Genomic DNA, 21,333 nt, shown 5'->3' on the forward strand with positions numbered 1-21,333 from the left:
ATCGAGTTGGTGGCTGTTCCTATTGTCTCTTAAATTATATGCATAAGTGCTGTTCAAATTTTTCTTTAGATTTACACGCTGAACAATAAACATTTATTTGTACCAAGTCATTGAAATTAACATCTACCAATTCGAGCATACCATCAACGCAATGGAAACAAGGAATGGTTTTAATCGTTTCTTTTAAATACTCGATTAGTTCTTCACGAGAAAAATCCATGATACCCCCTCCTATTATCCTAATTCTATAAAGAGTCAAGAAGTCCTTTTATAGTATGACAATTAATGACAAACAAATAGCCCTCCCGAGACAGGAAAGGACTTCTATGCGTTATTCCTCACATCGAACTCCGATTATATCTTTAACTAATATGCGATCCTTTCCAAAAGGGCCATAGATTGTAATACACATTGAATCCACATCGATTTCTTTCATTACTCCGCTGTGTAAAATGATTTCGCCATTCCCCCATGACTTTACAAATGTTAGACATTTCCTTTTATAAGCCACTTCCATCTCCTCTTTTATAGCCTCTAAATCAAAATCGTTTAGTTCTGGACGTTCTTCGTTATTATCTTCTTTCAACCATTTTCTAAGCTCTACAAGATGTTCTGACAGCATCATAGTTGTCCATTTCTTTGCTCCTCTATCCCGAATGTTTTCTAACATCTCATTTCACGCTCACAATATTATTCATGTTGATTTTTATGTCTTCGTATCCTATTTGCATCGTAAGAACACCTTTCTGACCGTCGGCATCCTTGACTATACCTACAAACTTTTCATGTTGCTTACGCTGATATGTAGTGATTTCAACTTCATTTTTAAATTCTAATGCGTCGCTTATTTTCTCGCCAATTTCAAGAAAATCATATTCGGTTAGTTTTGGACCTGCTACGCTTTTCTTTGTATCTTTCGGTTTTGGAATTGCCGCCATTTTCATCATCCTTTCTGTACCAGTCTCTTAATTCCGCTCGATGCTCTCGAAACATCAGCGATATGGCCAACTTTTCAGCGCTCTGATCAATCATGTTGTAGTAGCTCCCCTTATGCCCTGATTTTCTACCATTGCGAAGTACTCATTTATCAATTCTTCAGTCCTGTTGCGCAGCCGTATGTTCATGTAGCGTCTTATGTCTTCGTAGCCATTATGGATAAATGCATATTCGGTGAACGAACCGTCTTTCCCCTTTTTAATCAACTTCAAATTTCTGTTTCTTGCATAAGTATTTGTATCTTTCAATTCTCCTCGTACAGTCTTTAATGTATTTTCAACGATATTGATATAAGGTCCTTTTAATTTGAATGAACTTGTTTCAATCACTTCTCGGTCTCTCTCCAAGATACTTATAATTATTGGTAGGTAAATCATGTTCTCGAAATACGGCAATGCCTCGGACGGTATTAACGACATTAGATCACCCTACTTTCTTTCGCGATTAAGGGATAAAGTGCGAGAATGTTATCAATCGTAAAAGTCCGATTGGATTTACGTAGAAAACAGTATGCACGGAATGACACCTCGCCCACCTGTAGTACGTTGATCCGCCTCTTGCTGACCGTTCCATCCTTCGCCGTGTACATCATATCTAAGGACTCGTTATACTCAACTGACTTGGTTAATTGATTACGCACACTCGTTCCCTCCTTGATCCCAGTATAGAGAATGAACGTTCGTATTGCAAGAAAATAAAAAAGCATCCATTACAAGATGCTTTCAAACGATGTAAATTTATGATTTCCTGAACAAAAAAAGAAGTCCTGTCAGTTTAAATATTTTGCAAGGACACAATCTACAATAGATTTTTTAATCAGCATAAGTACAATACCAGTCCCCTTTAGCAGCATAGTACTTTCTGTTTCACCGTCAATTTCAAATTGCATTCCACCAAACAGTTTTTTGGAAGTATACTCAAATACTTCACGGCGTTGCCACTTATAGAATGTCATTAAAGATGTTGCAGAAACATAACCGTATTCATCAATAGTGTACTGCAATAGTTCAACTTCCAGTTCTTTAATGTCCATATATATTAAACCCTTTCCAGTTCTGAAGATGTACGGTAATCTCATGTATAACTGGCGCAATCCTATACAATTAATAATAATGTAACAAGTAAACGCTTGTAAATCCAGTTGTAGATTATGGAATTAAATATTAAACAGTTCTGCAAGGACCACATATACTAGGTTTTTATGTATAAATAAAAAACGACCTACCCACAATTTAACTGTGAAATAGGTCGCTTTTTCTCTGACTTTTTATCTGTTCTACTAATAATTCTGCACCCTTAGGACTTAATATAATGCCACCTTGATATTCAATATTATCTGGGAGAATATCGCCTGTAACTAGACAGGCTCGATTCGGAGAATACTTGTGAAGAATGATGAGATCATCTTCAACAAAGATTTCAATAGGAGTACCGACATCGATTTTCATGGTTTTTCGCAGTTCTTTTGGGATTACCAATCTTCCGAGGTTGTCTAACTTTCTTGTAATACCAACACTTTTCATTTGTCTCCCTCCAATTTAAATAACACATCAAGGCATTATTACCTTTTATACATAAAACTTCCATATACTACATAGTTTACAGTTAGAATACTCATATTACAAGTGAATTGAAAAGGCAATTATTTTTTTCTTGTTTAAATTGTTCGAGATACGTGCACAATACATATACAACAGATGACTGTTTGTTGGTAAACAAAAAAGCGGCCCTTTCACAAACTAATCTGTGGAGGAGCCGCTTTTACTTTCTGTTCACTCTAACCTTTCACCAGCCGCGACGTCTCTCACCGCATGGATTCCCTTGAATTGTTTGCCCCATCACATTCTGTGTTGTTTCTGTGAAATAGTGGCGTGGAATTTCAACTGTATGCACCCGATTAACATTGACAATCGGATGGATAAAAGGAACTTCACGCGGTACAAATCTATCGTGACAACGATACTGCGTCGGACATACTATTGGTTGTACTTGATTACCACCACAATTACCATGTTGCATCTGATTACCCTGTTGCCAATTACCTTGTTGCATCATACTATCTCCTCCTCCTTCTAGTAGATGTGAAAAGGAGGTGGACAAACGGGCGTTAGACTATACTTTCTACTAATTAATCGTTTCATAAATACGGTTTCATGGTTCTTAAAACTTATAAGATACTCAAATAAAATATGACCTTTCCTTAGTAGAATTCGTGATATTTTTAATTCCCATTGCTCACCTAAGATGTTCTTAAATCCTAATTATAATTAAGTTTGAATTGAATATGGCACAAAGCAAATTAGTGGGATACATTTATATTTTTTCTCTTAATGATTTCTGAGACGGTTACAAATTCGTATCCCTGTTTTTGGAGTTCAGGTAAAATTTCTAAAAGCGCTTTAACAGTTTGTGTTCGATTGCCACCTGCATCATGAAATAATATAACATCACCTGGTTTTGTACCCTTCAGTACTTTATTCACTATTTTTTTGACTCCAGGTCTTTTCCAATCCCTAGTATCCTGGTGCCAAGACCACAATACCACTTTATAACCATTTTCAACTGCGATATTTACCAAGCTCTCATCATAACTTCCACCTACCGGACGAAATAGCACCGGATAAGTACCGGTAATACCGTGAATGACATCATTAGTCTTTATTAACTCTCGTTCTAATTCTTTGGCTGTGTATTTGTAAGAATGAGTAAACGTATGATTCGCAATTTCATGGCCTTCGTCATTTTCTCTCAGTATAAGAGTCGGATATTTTTCAGCATGTTCTCCTAAAACAAAAAATGTGGCTTTAGCATCGAAAGTTGCCAAAATGTCTAAAATCTGCGCTGTGTAAATCGGGTGTGGTCCATCGTCAAATGTTAGGGCAATAACTTTTTCTTCTGTTTGTACGTCCCAAGTAATAAGATCTCTGTCTTCATAATATTGTCTTCCTTTATCAGTAGCAGAAGCGTGAAAATTAACATATAAAGTTGAAATACTCAAAACAAAGACTATGAGAGCAATTAACCCTGTTTGCTTCACTTCATTCCTCCTTAGACCTTATTTTTGTATATTACTTCACCTTAATATTTGTCAAATGCAATGATTTATACTTATGTAGAATTTCCATTTTTTTAAAAAAATTTCTACTAACAAAAAAAGCGACCTACCCAGAATCTGTGGACGGGTCGATTTACACTTTAAGTGCAACATGGCCATTACTAGAACGCTGTCACATCAACGTTTAGGAAATGGCCAAGAGCATCTTATATAATTCTTATTGGTCCTAAATCAAAATCCCAAGCACTTGGGAATCTGTGACTTGGGCGCTTTTACTTATTTACCGTAACAGTATACTTAACGGCTAATCCCAGCACATCCGCATCTGTGAGCGTATTATTCCCAAGCTTGTCAGTCCATGATGCATGAGCACCCGATTTAACAGCAGCGGCTACGATGATTTGACGATGTGCTCTGCTTACCAAAGATGTTTCTGTTTCCTTTTTTAACGCCGGGCTTGAAAATTTCAATTCCTCATCCTCCTTTGGTGGTACAGGTGTCCCCGCTACTTTTAATTTCAACTTGAAGTACACAGCTAGACCATCCGCAATAGCCTCACCTTGCGCTTTCAGTTTTGCATCACTTCTTAATGCGCCGATGTCTGTTGTCGAGTCCATGAAGCCACCTTCTGTTAAGATAGCGGGCATGCTTGATTCTCTCAACATGTGAAGGTTATCGGTTTTTACTCCTCTATTACGTAGACCCATTGCAAATACAATGCGCGGCTGAATAATTGCCGCGATATCTTTCGATGCTTTACTTGCAGTAATTTCCTGTACAAGTGTTTCGACACCGCCGTGACTACCCCACTTACCATCGAAAGCATTGTGGTGAATAGAAACGAGCGCATCAGCTTTCCATGCGTTTGCCTTATTGGTACGCGTTGTAAGGGATACATCTGTGTTTCCGGTCGAGTCATCCAGTCTGAGGATCTGTACGTCCTGGTATTTGTTCAGTTTAGCTGCACAAGCCAATAACACTTTGTTATTGAGTGACCATTCCCGCTCTCCATCTGGTGTGCGTTTGCCAGCAGTATTGATACCGTGTCCGGCGTCTAGTGCGATTTTAACCACGTAATCAACCTCCTTGTCATATTTAGTTAGCTCATATTGCTCAATCAATTCATTAAGTTTTGCAGGGTAATTAACATCCGTTGCATAACCAGCCGCTTTAACTGCAGCTGTCGCCTTTTTATAATCTGTTTGATTTAATACTGCCGCGTAACGGTTGTGAGCTTCCCAACCTGTTCCATTGACATATTTGTAGACCAAGTCGATTACGCATCCCTCAATGGTTGGATACTTTTGGAAATCAGCGTCTATATAGTAGACAGTGCCGTCGGTATTATGCTCTGCAGTCTGCTTGGTGTATATATCACCGGACCATCCAGAACCCGATTTAATGCCGAAAAGGTTGTTTGCGTTCATAGCAAGTTCACTTGTGCCGGATGCTGATTCAAGAATGCCCTGGGCAATAATCAAAGAAGGAAGGACTCTGTGAGCCCTCCCGTGTTTAATTGCATATATAGATAAGTCAACTATGAACGACATTAACCTTCATCCTTCGTATAGCCTTCATTTTTATTTCCTAACTCAAAAAGTCCGGTTGCTGATAATCCCGCTAGTCCTCCTGCCCACAATCGCAAGACTAAATCCAAATCTGTAAACGGTGATGCTGCAAAGCCAATAAAAATACCCACCACGAATGCGATGAGCGGAATGTAATTCTTTTTAATTGGTGCAGATACCTTAATCAGTTGAACCACTGCTAAGATAATCGGGGCTAAGATTGTCGCGAAAATTAATACGTCTGTCATTTGTCATCATTCCTTTCGATTCCGTCTATTCTTTTGTGTGCTTGTTTAGCGCTTTCCTCCACGCGAATAACACGGTCTGAAACCTCCGCAACTGCTCGCTCATTGGATTTCATGTCAAGTCTAATTGTATCGACTCCTACGCTGATATTATCTAACTTGGTACGCACTACCGCGTCCTCTGCCGCCGATGACCGCACGTCTCTGTCGCGGTTTCTGCTAAACGTAAAATAGCCGAATAGTAGCCCGGCGATTGCGCTAATTACTCCAATTTCCAATGACATTCAATCACTCCTGTTTTATTATTTTTGGGTAAAGAAAAAGAACGCCCCGATGGACGGTCTTAAATTTATAACTTCCTAATTTTTCTAAAACGTTTACCTTTCAGGTGAAATCTTCAAGACTATAATATCCTGCATCGGTAGCTCTTCTTCTTTCGCAATTACTTGTTGCAAAGCTTGGACTAACTCAACCTCTTTATTGTAGTGTTCATCGAGAGTAATAGTTGCCCCAAAATCATATCCCGGTTGTTTAAAATTTACATATTTAACCCTGTATCGAAACACTCAATTCTCCCCCTCCCTACATCCATTATTCGACATATATGGGAGAAGTCCTTCAATCAATCTACAGACTACCTATCATTCACCATTCCCTTCATGCCTCAACCTGCCCCGCCAAATACTCCGCAACCGGAACCTGATATTGCTCAGGCAACTTATCAATTTCTCTTGCTGCAGCTTTAACAAGTAAACCGTATACTGGCACCATGTATGGAAATACCATCATTCGCCACCCCCTTTCAGTTCATCTATTTCAACTTGCTGTAAAATTACTTGTTCCTGTAGCCCTGCGATTGCTTCCGTTAACATTAATATAGCAGGGTCAATGTTAACCACTTCCGGAAATGCCGGTTCTAACGGTCCGAGATCGCCATTCGGTAATAGTTTCCTCACCATATAATCTTTCATTGTAGTAGCGCCCCCGAAATCATAATTATTGGCTTATCGTCTGTCCAAGACAGCTTCAAAATAATATTTTCAGCGGGTGCATCGACTTTAAGTTTGAAAAAATCTTCCATTCCATCTCCACTAGGACCCGAAGCGTCAAGCGTTAATGGTACGTATTGTTCCTGTTCTGTCCCCGTGGTCATGCTGATTTCTGCTAAAACCTCTTGATCCTTGTCCCTTCGAACCCACAAGAAAACGCCTTGTGCAGTGCCAGCCGGTGGTACAATTTCGTACCGTTGGACGGATTTCTCTAAAGGCGTTAAGTTTGCCGTTTTATTCAGTTTGATGGTTTTGCTTGATTTGAAATTATGTGTGTCAGTGACTTCGACAACAATTGTATTTTCGCCGTCTCTCAGTAATTTAAAAGATAAATCAAACGACCAAGCGCCTGCAGCTCCTGAATGGATTTGCACCGCTGCCTGTTCGTTTACTCGGTATTTAACGGTGACATCGTTGCCGTCCGGGTCGCTAGATACGCCTGAAAGCTTGATGGTATCGTTGTCAATCATGCCTGATTGGTCAATAAACGGATCGACTGTTAATGCTGGGGCACGGTTTGGCACGACGTAAAATGTGCGTTCCGCAATCGTTGATTTACCGCTCTGGTTATCCTCTGACCACACTTCTAAACGGTGTGCAGGACCTTCAGCAAGTGCATCCGTTACCGCCGTTTCACCTTCGTATAGCACTCCACCTTTGAACTTCAACTGTTCATTAAATGGTATAGATGCACCTTTTGAAATGCCTGTCGCTATCGCCCGGGATGTACCGCCGTTGATGCGATAATAGACGTTTACGATGTCGCCAATATCTAGATCAAGCCCCGAACCGTCGATTTTAAACGTGTCGTTTTCATAAAGAGTGACGTTGTTTTCCGTATTTAACGTAACTGTCGGCACCCTGTTATGCTCGATTGAAAACGACTCTGAGTAGACGTAGTCCGAATAGACGTTGCTTGTGTTCTTCGCGCGCACTCTAAACTCGACTTTCGTAAGCGTCTTATTTTCCGTGACTGTAAACGGTCGGATAAGCGCGTTTGAATGAGTACCAACAGGCGTCCATGCGTCCTCATTATACCGATACTCGACCTCGTAATTGCTTATGTTTGGTGCCGTAGATGCTCCGAACGTTAGGTCGATAGCTTGTCTTGGCGTTAGAGTCTCATTTAATCCGGGTGTTGTGAATGCTGCAGGTGGTGCGATTGACGCGTTTAACCTACTGCCGCGCATGTACCAATAGCCATCCGTATGTCTACCGCTATTTGGGTAAGTACCTTCTACGGCTACAATACCTGATTGTATGAGGGCTCCAGCTGATAGGCTTTGATTCAATGTGGCTCCTGTTTTAGTATACGAAGTAGATTCAACGTCATTGCCAGAACTGCTCTTAGTGGCAGTTAACTGATGTAGAGTGTCCCCAACCATCGAGTATCCTACGCTTCCGATGGAAATAGACTTATCTCTGTATGTTGTTCCAGCAAGAGTGTACTTCCCGGTCGCAGAATTGAAATTATAAGCCGTAAAGCAGTTAAACCAACCATGGACAGCAGTACCTTGGAAAACCCATCCAGGTTCATAATAACTATTAGTAACATTCACTTGGTGTTTATTCCAGTAATACATAGGCTTTTGTACAGTAAGCAAGGTACTATCTCTATATGCTGATTCCAGACCCGCCGCATCTACAGCCTTTACTCGGAACTTGATGGACGTAGCCATAGGTACCGTGTACGTAAAGCTCGGCGTTGTTGGTTGCCCTATCTTCGTCCACGCTCCGTTGTTTACTGAAACTTCTAAAATATATTTCGATAGATTGCTTTCGGCATCTGAAGAGGCGCCCCAACTGATTGTTTTAGAGTCGCCGATTTCTAGCGTACCTGTAGGTTGTGTAAATGTGCCCGGCGTTGTCGGTGCTGTGTTTACTGCTGCGCCTCGGACGTACCAAAAACCATCTGACAAGGCGCCATTCGCAGGATATCTCCCGTCTTCGGCGATGAGAGTGGTTATAAGGTTACCGCGGCTTGGTACCCCAACCGCATCAGATGCATTTTGTGTATACCAATCATAAGTAATATTTTGGTCAGGATAGCTCGGGTAACTAGTCGCGGTGAAGACAGTTACTGACTGACCACCATTTTCCAATCTAATCCACCGAGTGCCAGGTGCTGTAGTTGTCCAATCCAATGACCCCGAAGCACTAAATAACTTAGATGCTGAGTCCCAGGAATACTGTGTGGGCATCCCTTGCCCGCTTTGTGCAGAACCACTATTAGGGTCATTGTGTTTTTTTGGGGGTTCACCCCAAAAATAATAGGCAATACTGTACTTGCTATAATTGTATAAAGCCATATTACACCTCCTCCATCAAGGCAATACTGTAAGTACCCCAGTCGCCACTTGTCATTTGTCCATCTGCAATCTTGGCGTTACTACGTCCAATCCGTGCACCTTTAACGTAATCATTAACCAACGGCTGTACCGTAATCGTGGACGCTGTGACATCCGTAATTAATACGTCTTCGCTGTTGGTTCCGTCGTATACAGTGACTTCGGTAAACGGCTTGAATCCGTCCGTCGTGTCCACATTTAGCACAGTTGTTCCTGCCGCTCGTGGTGCTGTTAGGACAGTCGATACGGTTTCTCGTTTTATCCGTGTCGGCTCTCCGTCAAACGCATCGGCAAATGATCCGGCATTGCCCGGAGATTTGTCATTAATTTCGTCCCGAATGTCTTTTTTAAGACGCCAATTATCAGTATCATCCAGACGCGCATGGGCCTTTGCGATGCCTTCTTCTTGGTTGTTTTCGTAATCCGCCTTATGCAGGGTACCTCGCTGTAATCGCTTATACTTCGGAATCGGCTCTTTTGTGATTGGATGGAGTATAAGGTTTCCGAATTGACCTGTTTCGTAAACGATGTCTCCATTGTCATCACGCTCAGGAATTGGCTGATTAGATTCATCGAATTCAATTATGTCGTCCATCCAAAACAACGGCACGTATACATATGATTCATCCATTTGTAACACCTTCCTTTATTTCGATAGACAAGAAAAATGTGACCATCCATCCAGTATCGTCTTTTTTGATATTAATTGTCTTTTCACGAATTCTTCTTCCATGCTGATCGTGAATGTAAGCATGTGTGACATGTCCGGATTCTGTATTTAGATAGACGAATTTTTTCAAGGTGTTTCCCTCGATGTATGATGACGGGTGAATTGGATAGTCACGTTCTACACCGTCAATCATCACCTTTGCACCTACGATGAGCCGGTCCCAAAATTTTAGTGTTTCGTCTTCGAGTAATGAAACCATTTATGAACCTCCTTCCGAACAATAAAAAGTCCCTGTAATCGGATACGGGACTGGATTGGCATATGCGCTTGATTCTGCAACAGCTGACACTTTTGAAGCGATGCCGTTGATTGATGATGTGTGGAATGTGCCTGTGATTGGATACGGGACTGGGAATGTGTATTCTTTAGTTGTTATGATTGCATTAATTCCATCTGCCATCCCTACAAAAAGAGCGGCTAAATGAGCCGGTTTCATTTCTTCAATCGCATTTGTTAATTTAACAGGCAGCCATTCAGTTATTTGATCCAGCGGTATAATGATTTCCATCGCATATCTACCTTTAATCAACCTGACTTTAGATGACGGACTGCGAAGGAACCGATTAATCTCTCTTTCGATTGCCCGATAATTCGTTGGTGTCTGACTCGTCAACTTGCTAATGATTTGATTTCTGCGTGTTTCTAAATCCACTTCAGTCGGCATGATATCCAGTTCATCTTCCCATTTCGGGATTCCCCAGGTAGCCGTCTCGACGAAAAACTGATTAAGAACATCATCCAGAACCTTTGAAGTTTCTTCGAAGAGGTCATTCCCGACCTCTAAAATCGCTTGTATTTCACGTGACTCAGCAAAATGAGGGGGTAGATAAGACTTCATCCGTTCGAGTCTAGTCATTTAATTCCACCGCCAATAGATAAGGAATTTCGACATCTTCCAACTCCAAATTTATAGGTTCGTCGTTAATCAGAACATTGGAGTAATCGCTAATCCATTTGTTTTGAAACAAGACATTACTAATGGTCGCAACTTTAATAGATGTGCCAGAAAAGGACAATTCCTTGAATATCCTCTGTAACTCCTCTGCGATTTCAGCCGCTACCTCGCTTGCTGTATTGCCACGTAGCGTCACATCAGCTTTTATAGTAATTTCTTTATCTACTCCACTTTCAACGGTTAAAGTAGCACCAATAGGAGCTTCACCTTCGCCCATCCCAGGGGCTGGATCTATATAATCCTTGACGGCTTGAACAAGTTCCGTCGATGCGGGTTTCATTTCAGAATTGACGATAATTATTTTCACCGTGCCGTCGCCATTCCAGAGCGGAAAAACATTTGCTTTTCCAACGCCTTCAATTTCTTCTGCCCATTTTTTGTAATGCGCTTTGTTAGCGCTTGTTGCTTTCCTGCGCCGCTCGACTAAGTAACGTTCCAATAAGGACTTGTCAGACTCATCTTCTTCGCCCGGCACAATGACTTCCCCTAAAATCGCCACTTTCAATTTATCGATATTGCTAACGGGCAACAAATCAGATCCGTTCGGTGGCGCATTTCCGATAACTCCCAATTCTTCACATTCCACAACGCCGTCTTCAACGACTCTGTAAAATAAATCATCAACAAAAAAACGCTCACCATTCGCCAAAGGAATGTTAAACGTCGCTCTTCTTTTCGCCCTTATAGCTAACCTTTTATCAACACCTGATTCAAATGCACGCTTTTCCAGCCATTCTCCGCCGGAATCTTGGGCAAATGCTAGTCTGAGAATAGTGTCCAACCAGACAAATATTCCTGCTAGTTCCATGTTGTTTGCGGCGAGTCCGGCATAAATTATACCGGAATCTCTTTTATCAAGATCCAATTTAACCCCCGCCAATGATTTCTCCATTAAGTATTCGAAAGTCATGTGCTCGAACATCAGTACACCTCCTGAATGGACAAGGACCCTTCTACCGTATCGACCTGAAAGTTAACAAAGATTTTATCTTCTTCATCAGTCACTTCGAATCCATAAACTCTTTCTATTCTGTCGTCATAGATAAGCGCGTCCTCAATCAATCGTGGTATTTCGGCCTTTTTGTATGATGTAGTAACTTCTTTATCAGCCATTAGTTCATGCACTTCTTCCCCTGTGTCCGCCGAGTAAACAGGATGAACGAAACGCCTCGTCCTTAATGTCAGATAAATAAATTGTTCAACGGCCTCTTTACCAGATATGATTTCACTCGTAATTCGATTGGTTTCGAAATCAAATCTAAACGTTTCAGATGTTTCATTTTGTTCATTCTTATAAACTTCGAATATTTCTATTTCTGGTGAAAGACTCAATTTAGTCACCCCCTACTCATATCTCGCGACTCGATCCATAATATAAAATATTTGACCGCCCTGAAGGGAGGCCACAAGGACTTCGTCACCGACTTTTAACACGTCTTCGAACGTCACTTTTGCATGCTTCATCTCATATTTCTCATAAGGAACAGATGGACCTTGTCCAATGTTATTGCGGGACGATTCCGCCTCTCTAGCTTCATCACCAATATCAGAATCTTCCTCCCACATTTTTGGATATTCATAGTCAATCGAAATGATACGGTCATGTCTCGTTAAGTGCTCCGCTACTATGATTATTCCTTTGGATATAGGCAATTTCGAGTTACTTTTCAGCATTATTTTGAGTTCCGGTGGCGCCTGAGTCACAACTGCCTCCATTAACTCAACTGGCGACGATGCACTATTAGCTTCTTGAGCCGCACCTTTAATTATTTGTAACATCAAGACACCTCCGGCATATCATTGTTTTCAATCAAGCTCAACGTCATTGTGTGCCTATTCCCCCGAAATGTGTGGGTGTCGCTATCGACAAAAAAGACCTTATTCACTTTTAATTCATCTTCGATGACACGGACAGGCATGCCACTTATTAAATCTGCGATTCCACGCGCATCAACAACAAATTCTTTTTTCACACCTTTTTTATCAGCCAGAATCTTGTTAGCTCGATCTGTTAATTGTGCTTGATTTATTTTTCCGGTAACTTTTTCGTAATGCTGCAAGACGCCGAATTTCTTTCTGCCAGCATCATCCGTAACCGATGCGGTAATTTGTTTCTTTTCTTCGCCAGCGACCAACTTCACCTTAGTAGCTGTATCATTGATGCTCGTTGAGTACGTATAATCCTCAATGTTCACACCTGTTTCAAGTACCCATAGCTTCGATGGGTTATCGAGTTTTTCAAGGTAAGCTTTACCTTTTTTTGAAAACAATCGAAACCTCTGTTTCGTCTGCTTTAACGTCTCGGTTAAGCCATCGAGAATAATGTCATAAAGACTTGTTTCATTTTTAAAAACACGCGATTTGATGACGTGTCCTGTATTTGCGAATGCTCCAATAGGAACTTCAAATTCCTGCATTAAACTTGTTGCCATTTGATCCGCTCGCTTATTTGTAAAAACTCTTGTTGTCTTATTTATGAGTAAGTACTGCATCCTGTCATGAGCCGTGACGGACATAACTCCATTTTTCGTTCTGCTTCGGTCAAAAACAATACCACGAAACAACTCTTCTCCACGCCATTTAAAAAGCAGTGTATCGCCTTCTTCAACATTCACTATTTTTCGACCTGTTCCTGGTGCTATTAATATACGCGCATCAATTTTTCTGGCCGCATTAAAACGTTTGCCGGACCACGTTATTGATTCTGTTGGGATTTCCAACATTTCACCTGGTTTCACCAAAAATAATTCAATCATGATGGCATCGACAACTTGGCACCAATATGTATCCAGTGCCCTGGTTGTTTAAGGTTACGTTTATCCCGCTTGATTATCGCGTCTTTATTTGCATTCCAGATATCTCGCCAACGACCGCTTTTGCCATAATGCTTTCTTGCAATTGCAATCAACGTGTCACCTTTTTTTACAGTGTAGGTTTTCGATTTCGGTTTTGGATTAGGCCTTGTTGCTTTTTGTTTTGGTTTTCCTTGTTCTATTTTCCTAACTGAAATGAATTTATACTCTTTCAGGAGAATGTCGTAATCATAATCCCCAACATCTTTTTCTCCTTCGCGATAATTAAAGTCTTCAATCGAAACTGCATAATTAATAGGGGTACCCGTAACGACGAACCGAATCGGTTTACCGCTATTTTTCCACCGCTCAATCATTTTGATGTAATCCCACGGAAAAAGAATTCCTGTATATTCGATAAGAGGAGATTCTTCACGTGGAAAAAATGACGAGAAGTTAAACATTTTCGCCACTGGATCTTGAATGATTGTAACTTCCCCAAGCTTCGCAATATCGACACTCTCGTTTTTTGATGAGTTACTTACGTTTAAAACGCTTGGCAAAACAGGGAGGCGCAATTTCTCCGCCCCGTTTCCAAACGATAGCCAAAACTCGTATTTACTTTTAGCCATCTACAACCATCTCTCCTCCCTCGAATCGTTCATTTTGTAGTGCTTTTTTGATATAATCATAAGCTATTTTCCCAACTTTCTCAGCATCCATTTCATCAGAGTAGTGATTATCACCCGTGATTTCGATGATAATGTCGCGCACTTTACTTCCGATTGACTGCTGTTTACTACCGCTTTTCGATGATGCAGCTGCCACTTGTCCTTCTTGCAGAATTACTTTTTCTGGAACTCCGCCGCCGAATCCAACGCCATCAGCGTAAGTAGGCGCTTGATTAAAGAACTTCACCGTTTTTCGATGCGACAATACTTCTGTGCCTCTTGGTAAATTCATCATTGTATCTGTACCAGGAGAAAGTGACATACCGCCATTTGGATAACGGATTAACTCTGGTCCACCACCATCACCAACGATAGCTGGACCTCCGGGGTGATAATTTGTTCCACGAGCGTATTCTGGCGCTATGCCCCGTCTTTGTTCTCCTCGATCTATAACGTATCCAACAGCATCGTTCCCCCACTCGACCGCCTTGCCACCCCATTGTTTAATAGTGTCCCAAGTGTCGCCAAGTTTTGTAAAGATGCCGGAAACAAATTCCCACGCCTCCTCGAAGGGTTTGATGATTGCGTCTTTAACTAATCCGGCACCTGTTTTAATTGGCGTCCAAATATTTTCTTCAAAATACGAACTAGCTACTCCCCAGATGTCAGAAACGACATTCCAACCTTCAGTAAATTTATCGCCAATCCAAGTACCTAATAATCTAACCGCGGTGTTCAAGGGAGTCCAGACGGTCTCCTCAAACCATCTAGTAGCCACTCCCCACAGCGCAGTGACAGCAGTCCATCCCTCTGTAAACTTCTCTCCAATCCAAGTGCCGACTACCCCGACAGCAGTCATAAGTGGCGTCCAGATTGTTTCTTGGAACCAAGTTACAGCGATTCCCCAAAGCGTTTGCACCGCAAACCAAGCATCTGAAATTAAAGTACTGATCCATTCCCATGCAATTGATGCAGCAGTTGATAGTGGTGTCCAAACGGTGTCAGTAAACCAAGCAGACGCCATTCCCCAAAGAACTTGAATTCCAGTCCAAATAGAAGACACTCTTGTGGAAATCCAATCCCAGGCAACTCCGGCCGCCGTTTTCAATGGAGTCCAAACTTTCTCTTTAAACCAACCAGACAATAGACTCCATCCCGCTTTGACAAATGTTTCTCCTATGTCGTATAAGCCAACGATGAAACTAATAGATTTGTCGAAGCCTTTCATGAGTGGGTCCAAGACCTTTTCTGAGAACCATCCAGTTAGCGCACTCCACTTATCACTAACCCACTTAACGGCCGCACCTGCTCCATCTGAAATAGGTTGCCATACAGAGGAGGAAAACCAATCAGTGAAGCTACTCCACGTATTACTGATCCATTCCACAGAGTCGTTAAACTTTTGACTAATCCATTTTCCAGTTGCAGAAGCGCCGGATTTTATGGATGTCCAATTCTCACTTAGCCAATCTCCGACCTCTTGACCACCTATTGAGCCAACAATACCACCAATGATGCCCCCAATCGCCGTACCGACTACCGGGACGACGGAACCTAGTGCAGCACCCGTCGCCGCTCCTGCAAGACCACCACCAACTGCACCAACAGCACCGGCTTTATCTGCGTTACTAGATGTCGCAATCGCTAAAGCTCCTATCGCTGTTCCTAATACAGGAATTCGTTTCGAGAAATTTCCTATACTAGAAAGTCCTTTCGGAAGCTTCGGAAACTTCGAACCCTTATCATTCGGTACGTTCAATGCCGGACGTTCACCTTGATTCGTCCACGGCATTGTGTAATTCGGTGGTTTGCTCACTCTAGCCACTTTAGCTACCTTCGGTGGTTTTTCAGCTCTTGTTCCTGGTGCCCCTTTACCTGTAACTTTACTAGCAACCCATCCGCCGGCTTTTCCAATCGCCTGAATCCCTTTGATAACTGGCGTCAAGACGAAAGAAGCCGCACCCAAAGCTAACGCACCAATTCCGAGTGTCGCCGCTCCTGCACCAGCCACTGATGTAGCTGTTTCTTTGTTAATACCATTTTTTTTAATGTCAATTCCTACATCTGTCCATATCTCCCCGAGAGTCCCTAATCCTTTTGGTATACCAAGTACTACACCATTAAAAATAGCTTCGCCAATCGTTAACCCAATCGTCGCCGCCCATGGTTTACCGGACGTTTTCCACCAACCTTCGAGCGCCGGCTTGCCTTTACTGGACCACCAAGAACCAATATCATCCATCACGAATGCTATTTTCCCTTGAAAATTGAGACTCATAAAATCTTTGTTGTCCAGGTATCTCGACCTAAGGTGATTAAAAGAGTTTTCTAACCTAGAGAAAATGAATTCAGAAGCTTCTTCGCCGTGTTTATTCACGACACTTTTCCAACGCCCCCAAGTTTCTTGGTTATTTTCTAACCATTTATTTATTGAGTCAAGACGGGGTTTCATTGGGCCTAAGAAGCCGTCGCCAATAGTCCTTAAAAGAGAACCACGATACCCTTTTAATGTAGCGAAAATACCGCTCGCAGTTTTAGAAAGTGCTTCAGCACCGCCCTCGAATACGCTCTCTACATGGGTTTGAAACCCTGCCCAACCCATTTTGTCATAATCCTTTTTTGTAATCTGCATTCCGAAACCCTTCATCATTGTAAAGTTGCCCATCTTTGCCATTGTCAAAGCCTGCATCGCATCTTCAACGCTACTTCTACCGCCTGATAAAGCAGCCATATCTATAGCTGTACTTGTTAACCTTTTTATGCTTTTAGGGTCATTTCCGGCTAATGCAACTGCACCTGTCATTGCAGGAAAGATATCGGGAGTACTAAATGGTGTTTTGTCCGCCTTTTTCCCCATCCAATCCATCAAGTCCGACGTTGCTTTTTTGTCACCTTTCATCCAGTGATTCATCGCAACTCCGTAATCTTCAAATCTCATTGCCGCCCCGAGCGTGGAATCTTTCAATTTCCCCAATCCGACCGCAGCGAGTGTCACGGTGATTAGGGTAGGGATTGAAAACAACGCATTTTTTACCGAACTAATAACGCTCATCGCTCCATTAATAGCACGAATCGTAAATGTCCTCACTTGCGGTATAGCTATAGCCGCAAAAGAACCGATACGTCTTATAATTCCGCTCGCCATATCAGTAGCGCGAACCGTGAAATTCCACCCTTTAGATAAAGTCGAACGCGCAAAAGTTCCGATCCTACTAATTACAGGCATTGCTCTGTCCGTCGCTAGAATCGTCATGATTTGCGTCCTACCTATATTTCTTTCCACAAACCTACTTACTCTTTGTAAGACAGGCATAGCTCTATCGGTCGCTCGCACGAAAAGCGCATGAGTTCTCGGCATTCTTCGCTTCATAAAGTTAGAGATAGAGGTCAAGGTCTTTGTAGCCCCGTCCTTTACTTTGACGACGACTGTATGCATTTTGGCGATATCTTTTAAAACGAATAAATGAAGCCGTTTAAGTATTTTTGTAGCATTGTCCCTCGCCCTCATTATCATCGTCATTGGTTTATTTACTTGATCCCGTGCCCTTTGAAGTGAATAGATTTCACCTCGAATTATCCTCAACTTTTTCGATATTTTATCTTGAATATCAAACCTTGCTGTCAACTTAGCCATTTCGTACCCCCTTCCTCACTTATTCGCTTTAGCTGCTTCTTCAGCAAGTTGTTCAAGTTTGTGTCCGATGGTCCCGTATAACATTGCCTTGAAGTAACGTGGTGCTTCATACAACTCTTTTAATTCAGACGGGGAATAATGAAGTTCCGTCATCGCATAAAAAAAATAAACCGCCTCTTTATCCCCGTCTGCTATTAGTTTTTTGCCGCTTCTTCCAACTCTTCTACAGAGTCATCAAAACCATTGATTTCGTTTACGGTAGCCAACCACTCCGAATATTCCCCGCCCACGTGAAGCATTTTCTTTGCCACTTCAATTGGATCTTGCGTTTTATACCCTTTCCGCATCTTCGGTGATTTGAAGTCCGGATAAATGGTAGATTCAACAGCCATATGCGCCATGAATCGTGATTGATCTACCTTTTCACCCGTTTTTCGTTTTCGAGAACCACTGTAAACCGGAATGGTATGAAGCTTTTCTAGCTCATCGATTCTTTCAGTTGTGATTGCTTTGAAACGGAACGGTATCGCCTTGCCTTCCTTGTTTTTAAAACGCTTGGATACGACACGCTCAATTTCCTGTACTTCTTCAGCATTTTCGGGCATGAAAAACGATAAATCATTTGCGATTTCCGAAACTCCTTCTTCGATTCCAATTTCTTCTACTGCGTTATTTTTATTTGTCATTTGTTTTTATCCCCTTTTGGTTTATGTTTTTTAAAAAAAGAAAAAAGAACGAAGTGAATCGCTCTCAATCATTCGAAACCATCTTTTAATTCTTCCGGAAGATCAAGGTCCTCGAATGTAAATGGAACTTCCTCTTCTAGCGCTTCACCTTCCGCATTCAGTCCAGCGATTTTAGCGCTATCAAAGTTAACGTCATAAAGCGTTACCCGCTCAACACCCCGACCCGAGCCGTTATCATCAAGAACTGCCTGGAAAGTAAAATATCTATCAGGTCCACCTTTTACATAATCCATCATTAAGCGAACAAATTTAGATGTGACTTTATAAAAGGTAGCCGTCCCAGTTCCGCTACCGCCAATTGTTTTATGCCCCATCATTCTTCGCCCCATGATAGGCACTTCTGTTTTATTCTTTTCTACCGTGGCTTCAAATTCTTTGATATAGGCAAGTTCTTCGCCGTCAAGGAACAAACGCCCCTCTTTACCGGATATCGTATGAAACGATCTCATTTTAGACATTTTTCAAATCACTCCTTTTCTGAATATAAAAAAGAGAGTCCATTTAGGCACTCTTTTGAGAAACGATTGTTTCGATGTAGTATTTCACAGCTGCGTAAACCGGTTGACAAGCAATCCGAATGTAGAATCCATTGCCCTCTCCTGTTATACGGATTTCGATATCAGTATTCGAGTCGAAGTTTTTAATGCCGCCATTATCTTGCAACGTATTCATGTACAGCGCTATTAGCGTTCTGATGTAATGAGCACCGTCATCACTTGCTGGAATACTCCTATTAGCTTCATTTCGTGTTTTGATTGCCCACTTAATTTCTCGGGTGAGATCATTGTTAACACCGTCGAGAACACGCATGATTTTGTTATCAGAGAACTGTTTATCTTTCTTGTCAGTGAACGAAGTAAATGAATTGATATCCATTTCAACAGAAACGACTTTATCACGCGGGTCAAACGAGAATATGAATTCTCCATTCTTAACAGCATCTTCTTTCGCGTAAACATCAAGACGCTCAGGTACATCAATAGCGCCTTTATATTCAACGAACGTTAAAGACTTTTGAATAGAGGCCCCTGCACTTGCACCCGCAACCCACGGAACACACTCCGCTACAGTTAGTTCCTTTTCATCGAACTGCCCTTTAATTGCTCCGGGAACCGCAATGGTTACATTTTTCGTAACGTTGATGATACCTTCGAAGTCACCCGGGTAATTTGCCATAACACCCGCAACTTTTATACCTGATTCATCTCGTAAACGTTTGATAAATGATGCAAATACAGCTTTTAATTCCTCGTCCCCGTCAACAGGTAGACCGATTGTATCGAAGTATTCAACTTCTGCTGCATCAAGAAAGTCTAGGTAGTCTTCGTTAACCACTTCACCATTTGCTCCGCCAGTAAGACTCAGTCCTGCTGTAAGCGTCAATTCGCCGGTGCCGTGAAACTCGATGTAATCATTCGGTTTAAGATCCGCCAGATTCGTGATAGTTTGTCTAACTACACGCCTCAAACCTAAAAACACCGTTACATCTTTTTTCGTTTCATCAAGCACATTTTCAGCGATTCGGATAATCAGTTTGTTTCCAAGAGTACCACCATATTTAGCTGTAGCTGTTGCGTCTGCCCCGATTTCAACCGTGGCTTTAGCTCCTTCATTCAAACGATACGCAAGAATTGTACGAGCTTCCTTTTTCGCTTCTTTGACAAGCAGTAACCCAGGATCATCAATATCTGCCCCAAGCCATTTCAACGTGTCCTGATCGTCTGTAATCTCGATAAAACTTTTAGGTTTACCCCAATTCAATACGAATGGTAAAGCGACCGTTCCGCGCTCACCTAGTTGCGTTCGGGCCTTTGCTGCCGATTCGAAGCGGAAATAAATACCTGCAAGAATTTTGTCAACGCCTACCTCAAATGTACCACCATTCATTGCTTAACCCCCTTCCTCAAAAAAGCATCAATACGCTTCTTCGCTTCACTTTTGGTGACTTGAATTTCTTTTGATTTTGCAAAAACACCGTCAAGCACCTCGGGTTTCACACCAAAAATATCTCGGCTATGTTTCTGCAATTGATGAATATAAAAAAGAGACTCTTTAACGGGAGCCTCTTTCGCTTTACCTTTATCCAGTTGTTCTTTCGTCATCTTTTTTTCACCCCATTATTAATTTTAAAGTTCTCGAGCGCGACATAATCTTCCCTGTCGTAGTGATAACGACTATCCCAGTTGACGATTATCGAAGCGACACCCTCCGTGATTCTTGTTTCGATTCTAGTAATACGGATAAACTTACCCGTTCCGCTTCCGTCCGGATTGATTAACGGTATCAACATTCTTTTCCGTCTCACTGTATCCGCAATGCGCTCGGCTTCACTGTTGGCTTGTTGAGCGTCTTTGTGAAACAACTTAACAGGTAGGTTATAAGTCTTCATGAATGTAGATGTTGTATCGTTGCTGTCAAAGGAAAACGGCGTCGGGAAATAAAAAGAAGGCACCACGAAGTTTTCCGGCACCTCTTTCGTATAGACTTTCACAGGGAATAAATTGTGAAAGAAGGACATGATAGACCCTACTTCTGGATTCAACG

29 protein-coding genes are annotated in these 21,333 nt (G+C 41.8%); all 29 read right to left on the reverse strand.

Annotated elements, in window-relative coordinates; all coding sequences use genetic code 11:
• Positions 1–34: 34 nt before the first annotated feature.
• The 29 genes from H7992_RS21560 to H7992_RS21695 all read right to left on the reverse strand — a co-directional run bounded on the left by H7992_RS21560 (position 35) and on the right by H7992_RS21695 (position 21,331).
• Entirely contained in the window at positions 35–220 is a 186-nt protein-coding gene (locus H7992_RS21560; protein ID WP_187045960.1) for a hypothetical protein, read from the reverse strand.
• A 111-nt stretch (positions 221–331) separates the two neighbouring features.
• Entirely contained in the window at positions 332–670 is a 339-nt protein-coding gene (locus H7992_RS21565) for a YolD-like family protein (protein WP_187045961.1), read from the reverse strand.
• A 1-nt stretch (position 671) separates the two neighbouring features.
• On the reverse strand, positions 672–938 hold the full coding sequence (locus tag H7992_RS21570) for a YolD-like family protein (protein ID WP_187045962.1): 267 nt from the start codon (positions 936–938) through the stop codon (positions 672–674).
• Between the two features lie 90 nt (positions 939–1,028).
• The gene (locus H7992_RS21575) at positions 1,029–1,415 is read right to left on the reverse strand and encodes a YhjD family protein (protein ID WP_187045963.1); all 387 of its coding nucleotides are present in this window, start codon (positions 1,413–1,415) and stop codon (positions 1,029–1,031) included.
• Positions 1,416–1,765: 350 nt separating this feature from the next.
• A complete protein-coding gene (locus tag H7992_RS21580) occupies positions 1,766–2,029 on the reverse strand; it encodes a hypothetical protein (protein ID WP_187045964.1) in 264 nt (87 codons plus the stop codon).
• A 199-nt stretch (positions 2,030–2,228) separates the two neighbouring features.
• Entirely contained in the window at positions 2,229–2,519 is a 291-nt protein-coding gene (locus tag H7992_RS21585) for an AbrB/MazE/SpoVT family DNA-binding domain-containing protein (RefSeq protein WP_187045965.1), read from the reverse strand.
• A 262-nt stretch (positions 2,520–2,781) separates the two neighbouring features.
• On the reverse strand, positions 2,782–3,051 hold the full coding sequence (locus tag H7992_RS21590; RefSeq protein WP_255428517.1) for a spore coat protein D: 270 nt from the start codon (positions 3,049–3,051) through the stop codon (positions 2,782–2,784).
• Positions 3,052–3,295: 244 nt separating this feature from the next.
• Positions 3,296–4,033, reverse strand: a complete 738-nt coding sequence (locus tag H7992_RS21595) for a polysaccharide deacetylase family protein (protein ID WP_187045966.1) — start codon at positions 4,031–4,033, stop codon at positions 3,296–3,298.
• Between the two features lie 290 nt (positions 4,034–4,323).
• Positions 4,324–5,601: an N-acetylmuramoyl-L-alanine amidase gene (locus H7992_RS21600; RefSeq protein WP_187045967.1), complete on the reverse strand. Its 1,278-nt coding sequence runs from the start codon at positions 5,599–5,601 to the stop codon at positions 4,324–4,326.
• A complete protein-coding gene (locus H7992_RS21605; protein WP_187045968.1) occupies positions 5,601–5,867 on the reverse strand; it encodes a holin in 267 nt (88 codons plus the stop codon). Before H7992_RS21605 ends, H7992_RS21600 begins: the two co-directional genes overlap by 1 nt.
• A complete protein-coding gene (locus tag H7992_RS21610; RefSeq protein WP_187045969.1) occupies positions 5,864–6,148 on the reverse strand; it encodes a hypothetical protein in 285 nt (94 codons plus the stop codon). Before H7992_RS21610 ends, H7992_RS21605 begins: the two co-directional genes overlap by 4 nt.
• A 93-nt stretch (positions 6,149–6,241) precedes the next feature.
• Positions 6,242–6,430: a hypothetical protein gene (locus tag H7992_RS21615; RefSeq protein ID WP_187045970.1), complete on the reverse strand. Its 189-nt coding sequence runs from the start codon at positions 6,428–6,430 to the stop codon at positions 6,242–6,244.
• Positions 6,431–6,521: 91 nt separating this feature from the next.
• The gene (locus H7992_RS24920) at positions 6,522–6,653 is read right to left on the reverse strand and encodes a CD1375 family protein (protein WP_370569916.1); all 132 of its coding nucleotides are present in this window, start codon (positions 6,651–6,653) and stop codon (positions 6,522–6,524) included.
• A complete protein-coding gene (locus H7992_RS21620) occupies positions 6,650–6,835 on the reverse strand; it encodes a hypothetical protein (protein ID WP_187045971.1) in 186 nt (61 codons plus the stop codon). Before H7992_RS21620 ends, H7992_RS24920 begins: the two co-directional genes overlap by 4 nt.
• Positions 6,832–9,222: a fibronectin type III domain-containing protein gene (locus H7992_RS21625; protein WP_187045972.1), complete on the reverse strand. Its 2,391-nt coding sequence runs from the start codon at positions 9,220–9,222 to the stop codon at positions 6,832–6,834. The genes H7992_RS21620 and H7992_RS21625 overlap by 4 nt, the downstream gene beginning before the upstream one ends.
• A 1-nt stretch (position 9,223) precedes the next feature.
• A complete protein-coding gene (locus H7992_RS21630) occupies positions 9,224–9,892 on the reverse strand; it encodes a hypothetical protein (protein ID WP_187045973.1) in 669 nt (222 codons plus the stop codon).
• On the reverse strand, positions 9,885–10,190 hold the full coding sequence (locus tag H7992_RS21635; RefSeq protein ID WP_187045974.1) for a hypothetical protein: 306 nt from the start codon (positions 10,188–10,190) through the stop codon (positions 9,885–9,887). The genes H7992_RS21630 and H7992_RS21635 overlap by 8 nt, the downstream gene beginning before the upstream one ends.
• Positions 10,191–10,847, reverse strand: a complete 657-nt coding sequence (locus H7992_RS21640; protein ID WP_187045975.1) for a putative phage tail protein — start codon at positions 10,845–10,847, stop codon at positions 10,191–10,193.
• Positions 10,840–11,868, reverse strand: a complete 1,029-nt coding sequence (locus H7992_RS21645) for a baseplate J/gp47 family protein (protein WP_187045976.1) — start codon at positions 11,866–11,868, stop codon at positions 10,840–10,842. The genes H7992_RS21640 and H7992_RS21645 overlap by 8 nt, the downstream gene beginning before the upstream one ends.
• Positions 11,868–12,278 carry a DUF2634 domain-containing protein gene (locus H7992_RS21650; protein ID WP_187045977.1) on the reverse strand — a complete coding sequence of 137 codons (411 nt, stop codon included), beginning with the start codon at positions 12,276–12,278 and terminating at the stop codon, positions 11,868–11,870. The genes H7992_RS21645 and H7992_RS21650 overlap by 1 nt, the downstream gene beginning before the upstream one ends.
• 12 nt (positions 12,279–12,290) lie before the next feature.
• Positions 12,291–12,725, reverse strand: a complete 435-nt coding sequence (locus tag H7992_RS21655; RefSeq protein WP_187045978.1) for a DUF2577 domain-containing protein — start codon at positions 12,723–12,725, stop codon at positions 12,291–12,293.
• The gene (locus H7992_RS21660) at positions 12,725–13,702 is read right to left on the reverse strand and encodes an XkdQ/YqbQ family protein (RefSeq protein ID WP_187045979.1); all 978 of its coding nucleotides are present in this window, start codon (positions 13,700–13,702) and stop codon (positions 12,725–12,727) included. The genes H7992_RS21655 and H7992_RS21660 overlap by 1 nt, the downstream gene beginning before the upstream one ends.
• Positions 13,699–14,370 (reverse strand): LysM peptidoglycan-binding domain-containing protein, encoded by a 672-nt coding sequence (locus H7992_RS21665; RefSeq protein WP_187045980.1) that lies wholly within the window; start codon positions 14,368–14,370, stop codon positions 13,699–13,701. Before H7992_RS21665 ends, H7992_RS21660 begins: the two co-directional genes overlap by 4 nt.
• Complete coding sequence (locus H7992_RS21670; protein WP_187045981.1) at positions 14,363–18,043, reverse strand: tape measure protein; 3,681 nt, start codon at positions 18,041–18,043, stop codon at positions 14,363–14,365. Before H7992_RS21670 ends, H7992_RS21665 begins: the two co-directional genes overlap by 8 nt.
• Before the next feature lie 194 nt (positions 18,044–18,237).
• Positions 18,238–18,729, reverse strand: coding sequence for a phage tail assembly chaperone (locus H7992_RS21675; protein WP_187045982.1), 492 nt, complete (start codon positions 18,727–18,729; stop codon positions 18,238–18,240).
• Positions 18,730–18,797: 68 nt separating this feature from the next.
• Positions 18,798–19,238, reverse strand: a complete 441-nt coding sequence (locus H7992_RS21680; RefSeq protein WP_187048012.1) for a phage tail tube protein — start codon at positions 19,236–19,238, stop codon at positions 18,798–18,800.
• Between the two features lie 52 nt (positions 19,239–19,290).
• Positions 19,291–20,676, reverse strand: coding sequence for a phage tail sheath family protein (locus tag H7992_RS21685; RefSeq protein WP_187045983.1), 1,386 nt, complete (start codon positions 20,674–20,676; stop codon positions 19,291–19,293).
• Entirely contained in the window at positions 20,673–20,891 is a 219-nt protein-coding gene (locus H7992_RS21690; RefSeq protein ID WP_187045984.1) for a YqzN/YkzM domain-containing protein, read from the reverse strand. Before H7992_RS21690 ends, H7992_RS21685 begins: the two co-directional genes overlap by 4 nt.
• Positions 20,888–21,331 carry a phage tail terminator family protein gene (locus H7992_RS21695; RefSeq protein WP_187045985.1) on the reverse strand — a complete coding sequence of 148 codons (444 nt, stop codon included), beginning with the start codon at positions 21,329–21,331 and terminating at the stop codon, positions 20,888–20,890. Before H7992_RS21695 ends, H7992_RS21690 begins: the two co-directional genes overlap by 4 nt.
• Positions 21,332–21,333: the final 2 nt, after the last annotated feature.

It is taken from the genome of Sporosarcina sp. resist (assembly GCF_014302295.1).
Classification (GTDB): Bacteria; Bacillota; Bacilli; order Bacillales_A; family Planococcaceae; genus Sporosarcina; species Sporosarcina psychrophila.

Bases quoted from the DNA above. Each gene is read 5' to 3' on its own strand.
- H7992_RS24920 (WP_370569916.1), bottom strand. From the start codon at position 6,653: ATGATGGTATTTCCATACATGGTGCCAGTATACGGTTTACTTGTTAAA.
- H7992_RS21570 (WP_187045962.1), bottom strand. From the start codon at position 938: ATGGCGGCAATTCCAAAACCGAAAGATACAAAGAAAAGCGTAGCAGGT.
- H7992_RS21675 (WP_187045982.1), bottom strand. From the start codon at position 18,729: ATGACAAATAAAAATAACGCAGTAGAAGAAATTGGAATCGAAGAAGGA.
- H7992_RS21685 (WP_187045983.1), bottom strand. From the start codon at position 20,676: ATGAATGGTGGTACATTTGAGGTAGGCGTTGACAAAATTCTTGCAGGT.
- H7992_RS21660 (WP_187045979.1), bottom strand. From the start codon at position 13,702: ATGATTGAATTATTTTTGGTGAAACCAGGTGAAATGTTGGAAATCCCA.
- H7992_RS21635 (WP_187045974.1), bottom strand. From the start codon at position 10,190: ATGGTTTCATTACTCGAAGACGAAACACTAAAATTTTGGGACCGGCTC.
- H7992_RS21670 (WP_187045981.1), bottom strand. From the start codon at position 18,043: ATGGCTAAGTTGACAGCAAGGTTTGATATTCAAGATAAAATATCGAAA.
- H7992_RS21640 (WP_187045975.1), bottom strand. From the start codon at position 10,847: ATGACTAGACTCGAACGGATGAAGTCTTATCTACCCCCTCATTTTGCT.
- H7992_RS21655 (WP_187045978.1), bottom strand. From the start codon at position 12,725: ATGTTACAAATAATTAAAGGTGCGGCTCAAGAAGCTAATAGTGCATCG.
- H7992_RS21610 (WP_187045969.1), bottom strand. From the start codon at position 6,148: ATGTCATTGGAAATTGGAGTAATTAGCGCAATCGCCGGGCTACTATTC.
- H7992_RS21575 (WP_187045963.1), bottom strand. From the start codon at position 1,415: ATGTCGTTAATACCGTCCGAGGCATTGCCGTATTTCGAGAACATGATT.
- H7992_RS21590 (WP_255428517.1), bottom strand. From the start codon at position 3,051: ATGATGCAACAAGGTAATTGGCAACAGGGTAATCAGATGCAACATGGT.
- H7992_RS21585 (WP_187045965.1), bottom strand. From the start codon at position 2,519: ATGAAAAGTGTTGGTATTACAAGAAAGTTAGACAACCTCGGAAGATTG.
- H7992_RS21560 (WP_187045960.1), bottom strand. From the start codon at position 220: ATGGATTTTTCTCGTGAAGAACTAATCGAGTATTTAAAAGAAACGATT.
- H7992_RS21605 (WP_187045968.1), bottom strand. From the start codon at position 5,867: ATGACAGACGTATTAATTTTCGCGACAATCTTAGCCCCGATTATCTTA.
- H7992_RS21630 (WP_187045973.1), bottom strand. From the start codon at position 9,892: ATGGATGAATCATATGTATACGTGCCGTTGTTTTGGATGGACGACATA.
- H7992_RS21645 (WP_187045976.1), bottom strand. From the start codon at position 11,868: ATGTTCGAGCACATGACTTTCGAATACTTAATGGAGAAATCATTGGCG.
- H7992_RS21625 (WP_187045972.1), bottom strand. From the start codon at position 9,222: ATGGCTTTATACAATTATAGCAAGTACAGTATTGCCTATTATTTTTGG.
- H7992_RS21690 (WP_187045984.1), bottom strand. From the start codon at position 20,891: ATGACGAAAGAACAACTGGATAAAGGTAAAGCGAAAGAGGCTCCCGTT.
- H7992_RS21565 (WP_187045961.1), bottom strand. From the start codon at position 670: ATGTTAGAAAACATTCGGGATAGAGGAGCAAAGAAATGGACAACTATG.
- H7992_RS21620 (WP_187045971.1), bottom strand. From the start codon at position 6,835: ATGAAAGATTATATGGTGAGGAAACTATTACCGAATGGCGATCTCGGA.
- H7992_RS21665 (WP_187045980.1), bottom strand. From the start codon at position 14,370: ATGGCTAAAAGTAAATACGAGTTTTGGCTATCGTTTGGAAACGGGGCG.
- H7992_RS21580 (WP_187045964.1), bottom strand. From the start codon at position 2,029: ATGGACATTAAAGAACTGGAAGTTGAACTATTGCAGTACACTATTGAT.
- H7992_RS21600 (WP_187045967.1), bottom strand. From the start codon at position 5,601: ATGTCGTTCATAGTTGACTTATCTATATATGCAATTAAACACGGGAGG.
- H7992_RS21680 (WP_187048012.1), bottom strand. From the start codon at position 19,238: ATGAGATCGTTTCATACGATATCCGGTAAAGAGGGGCGTTTGTTCCTT.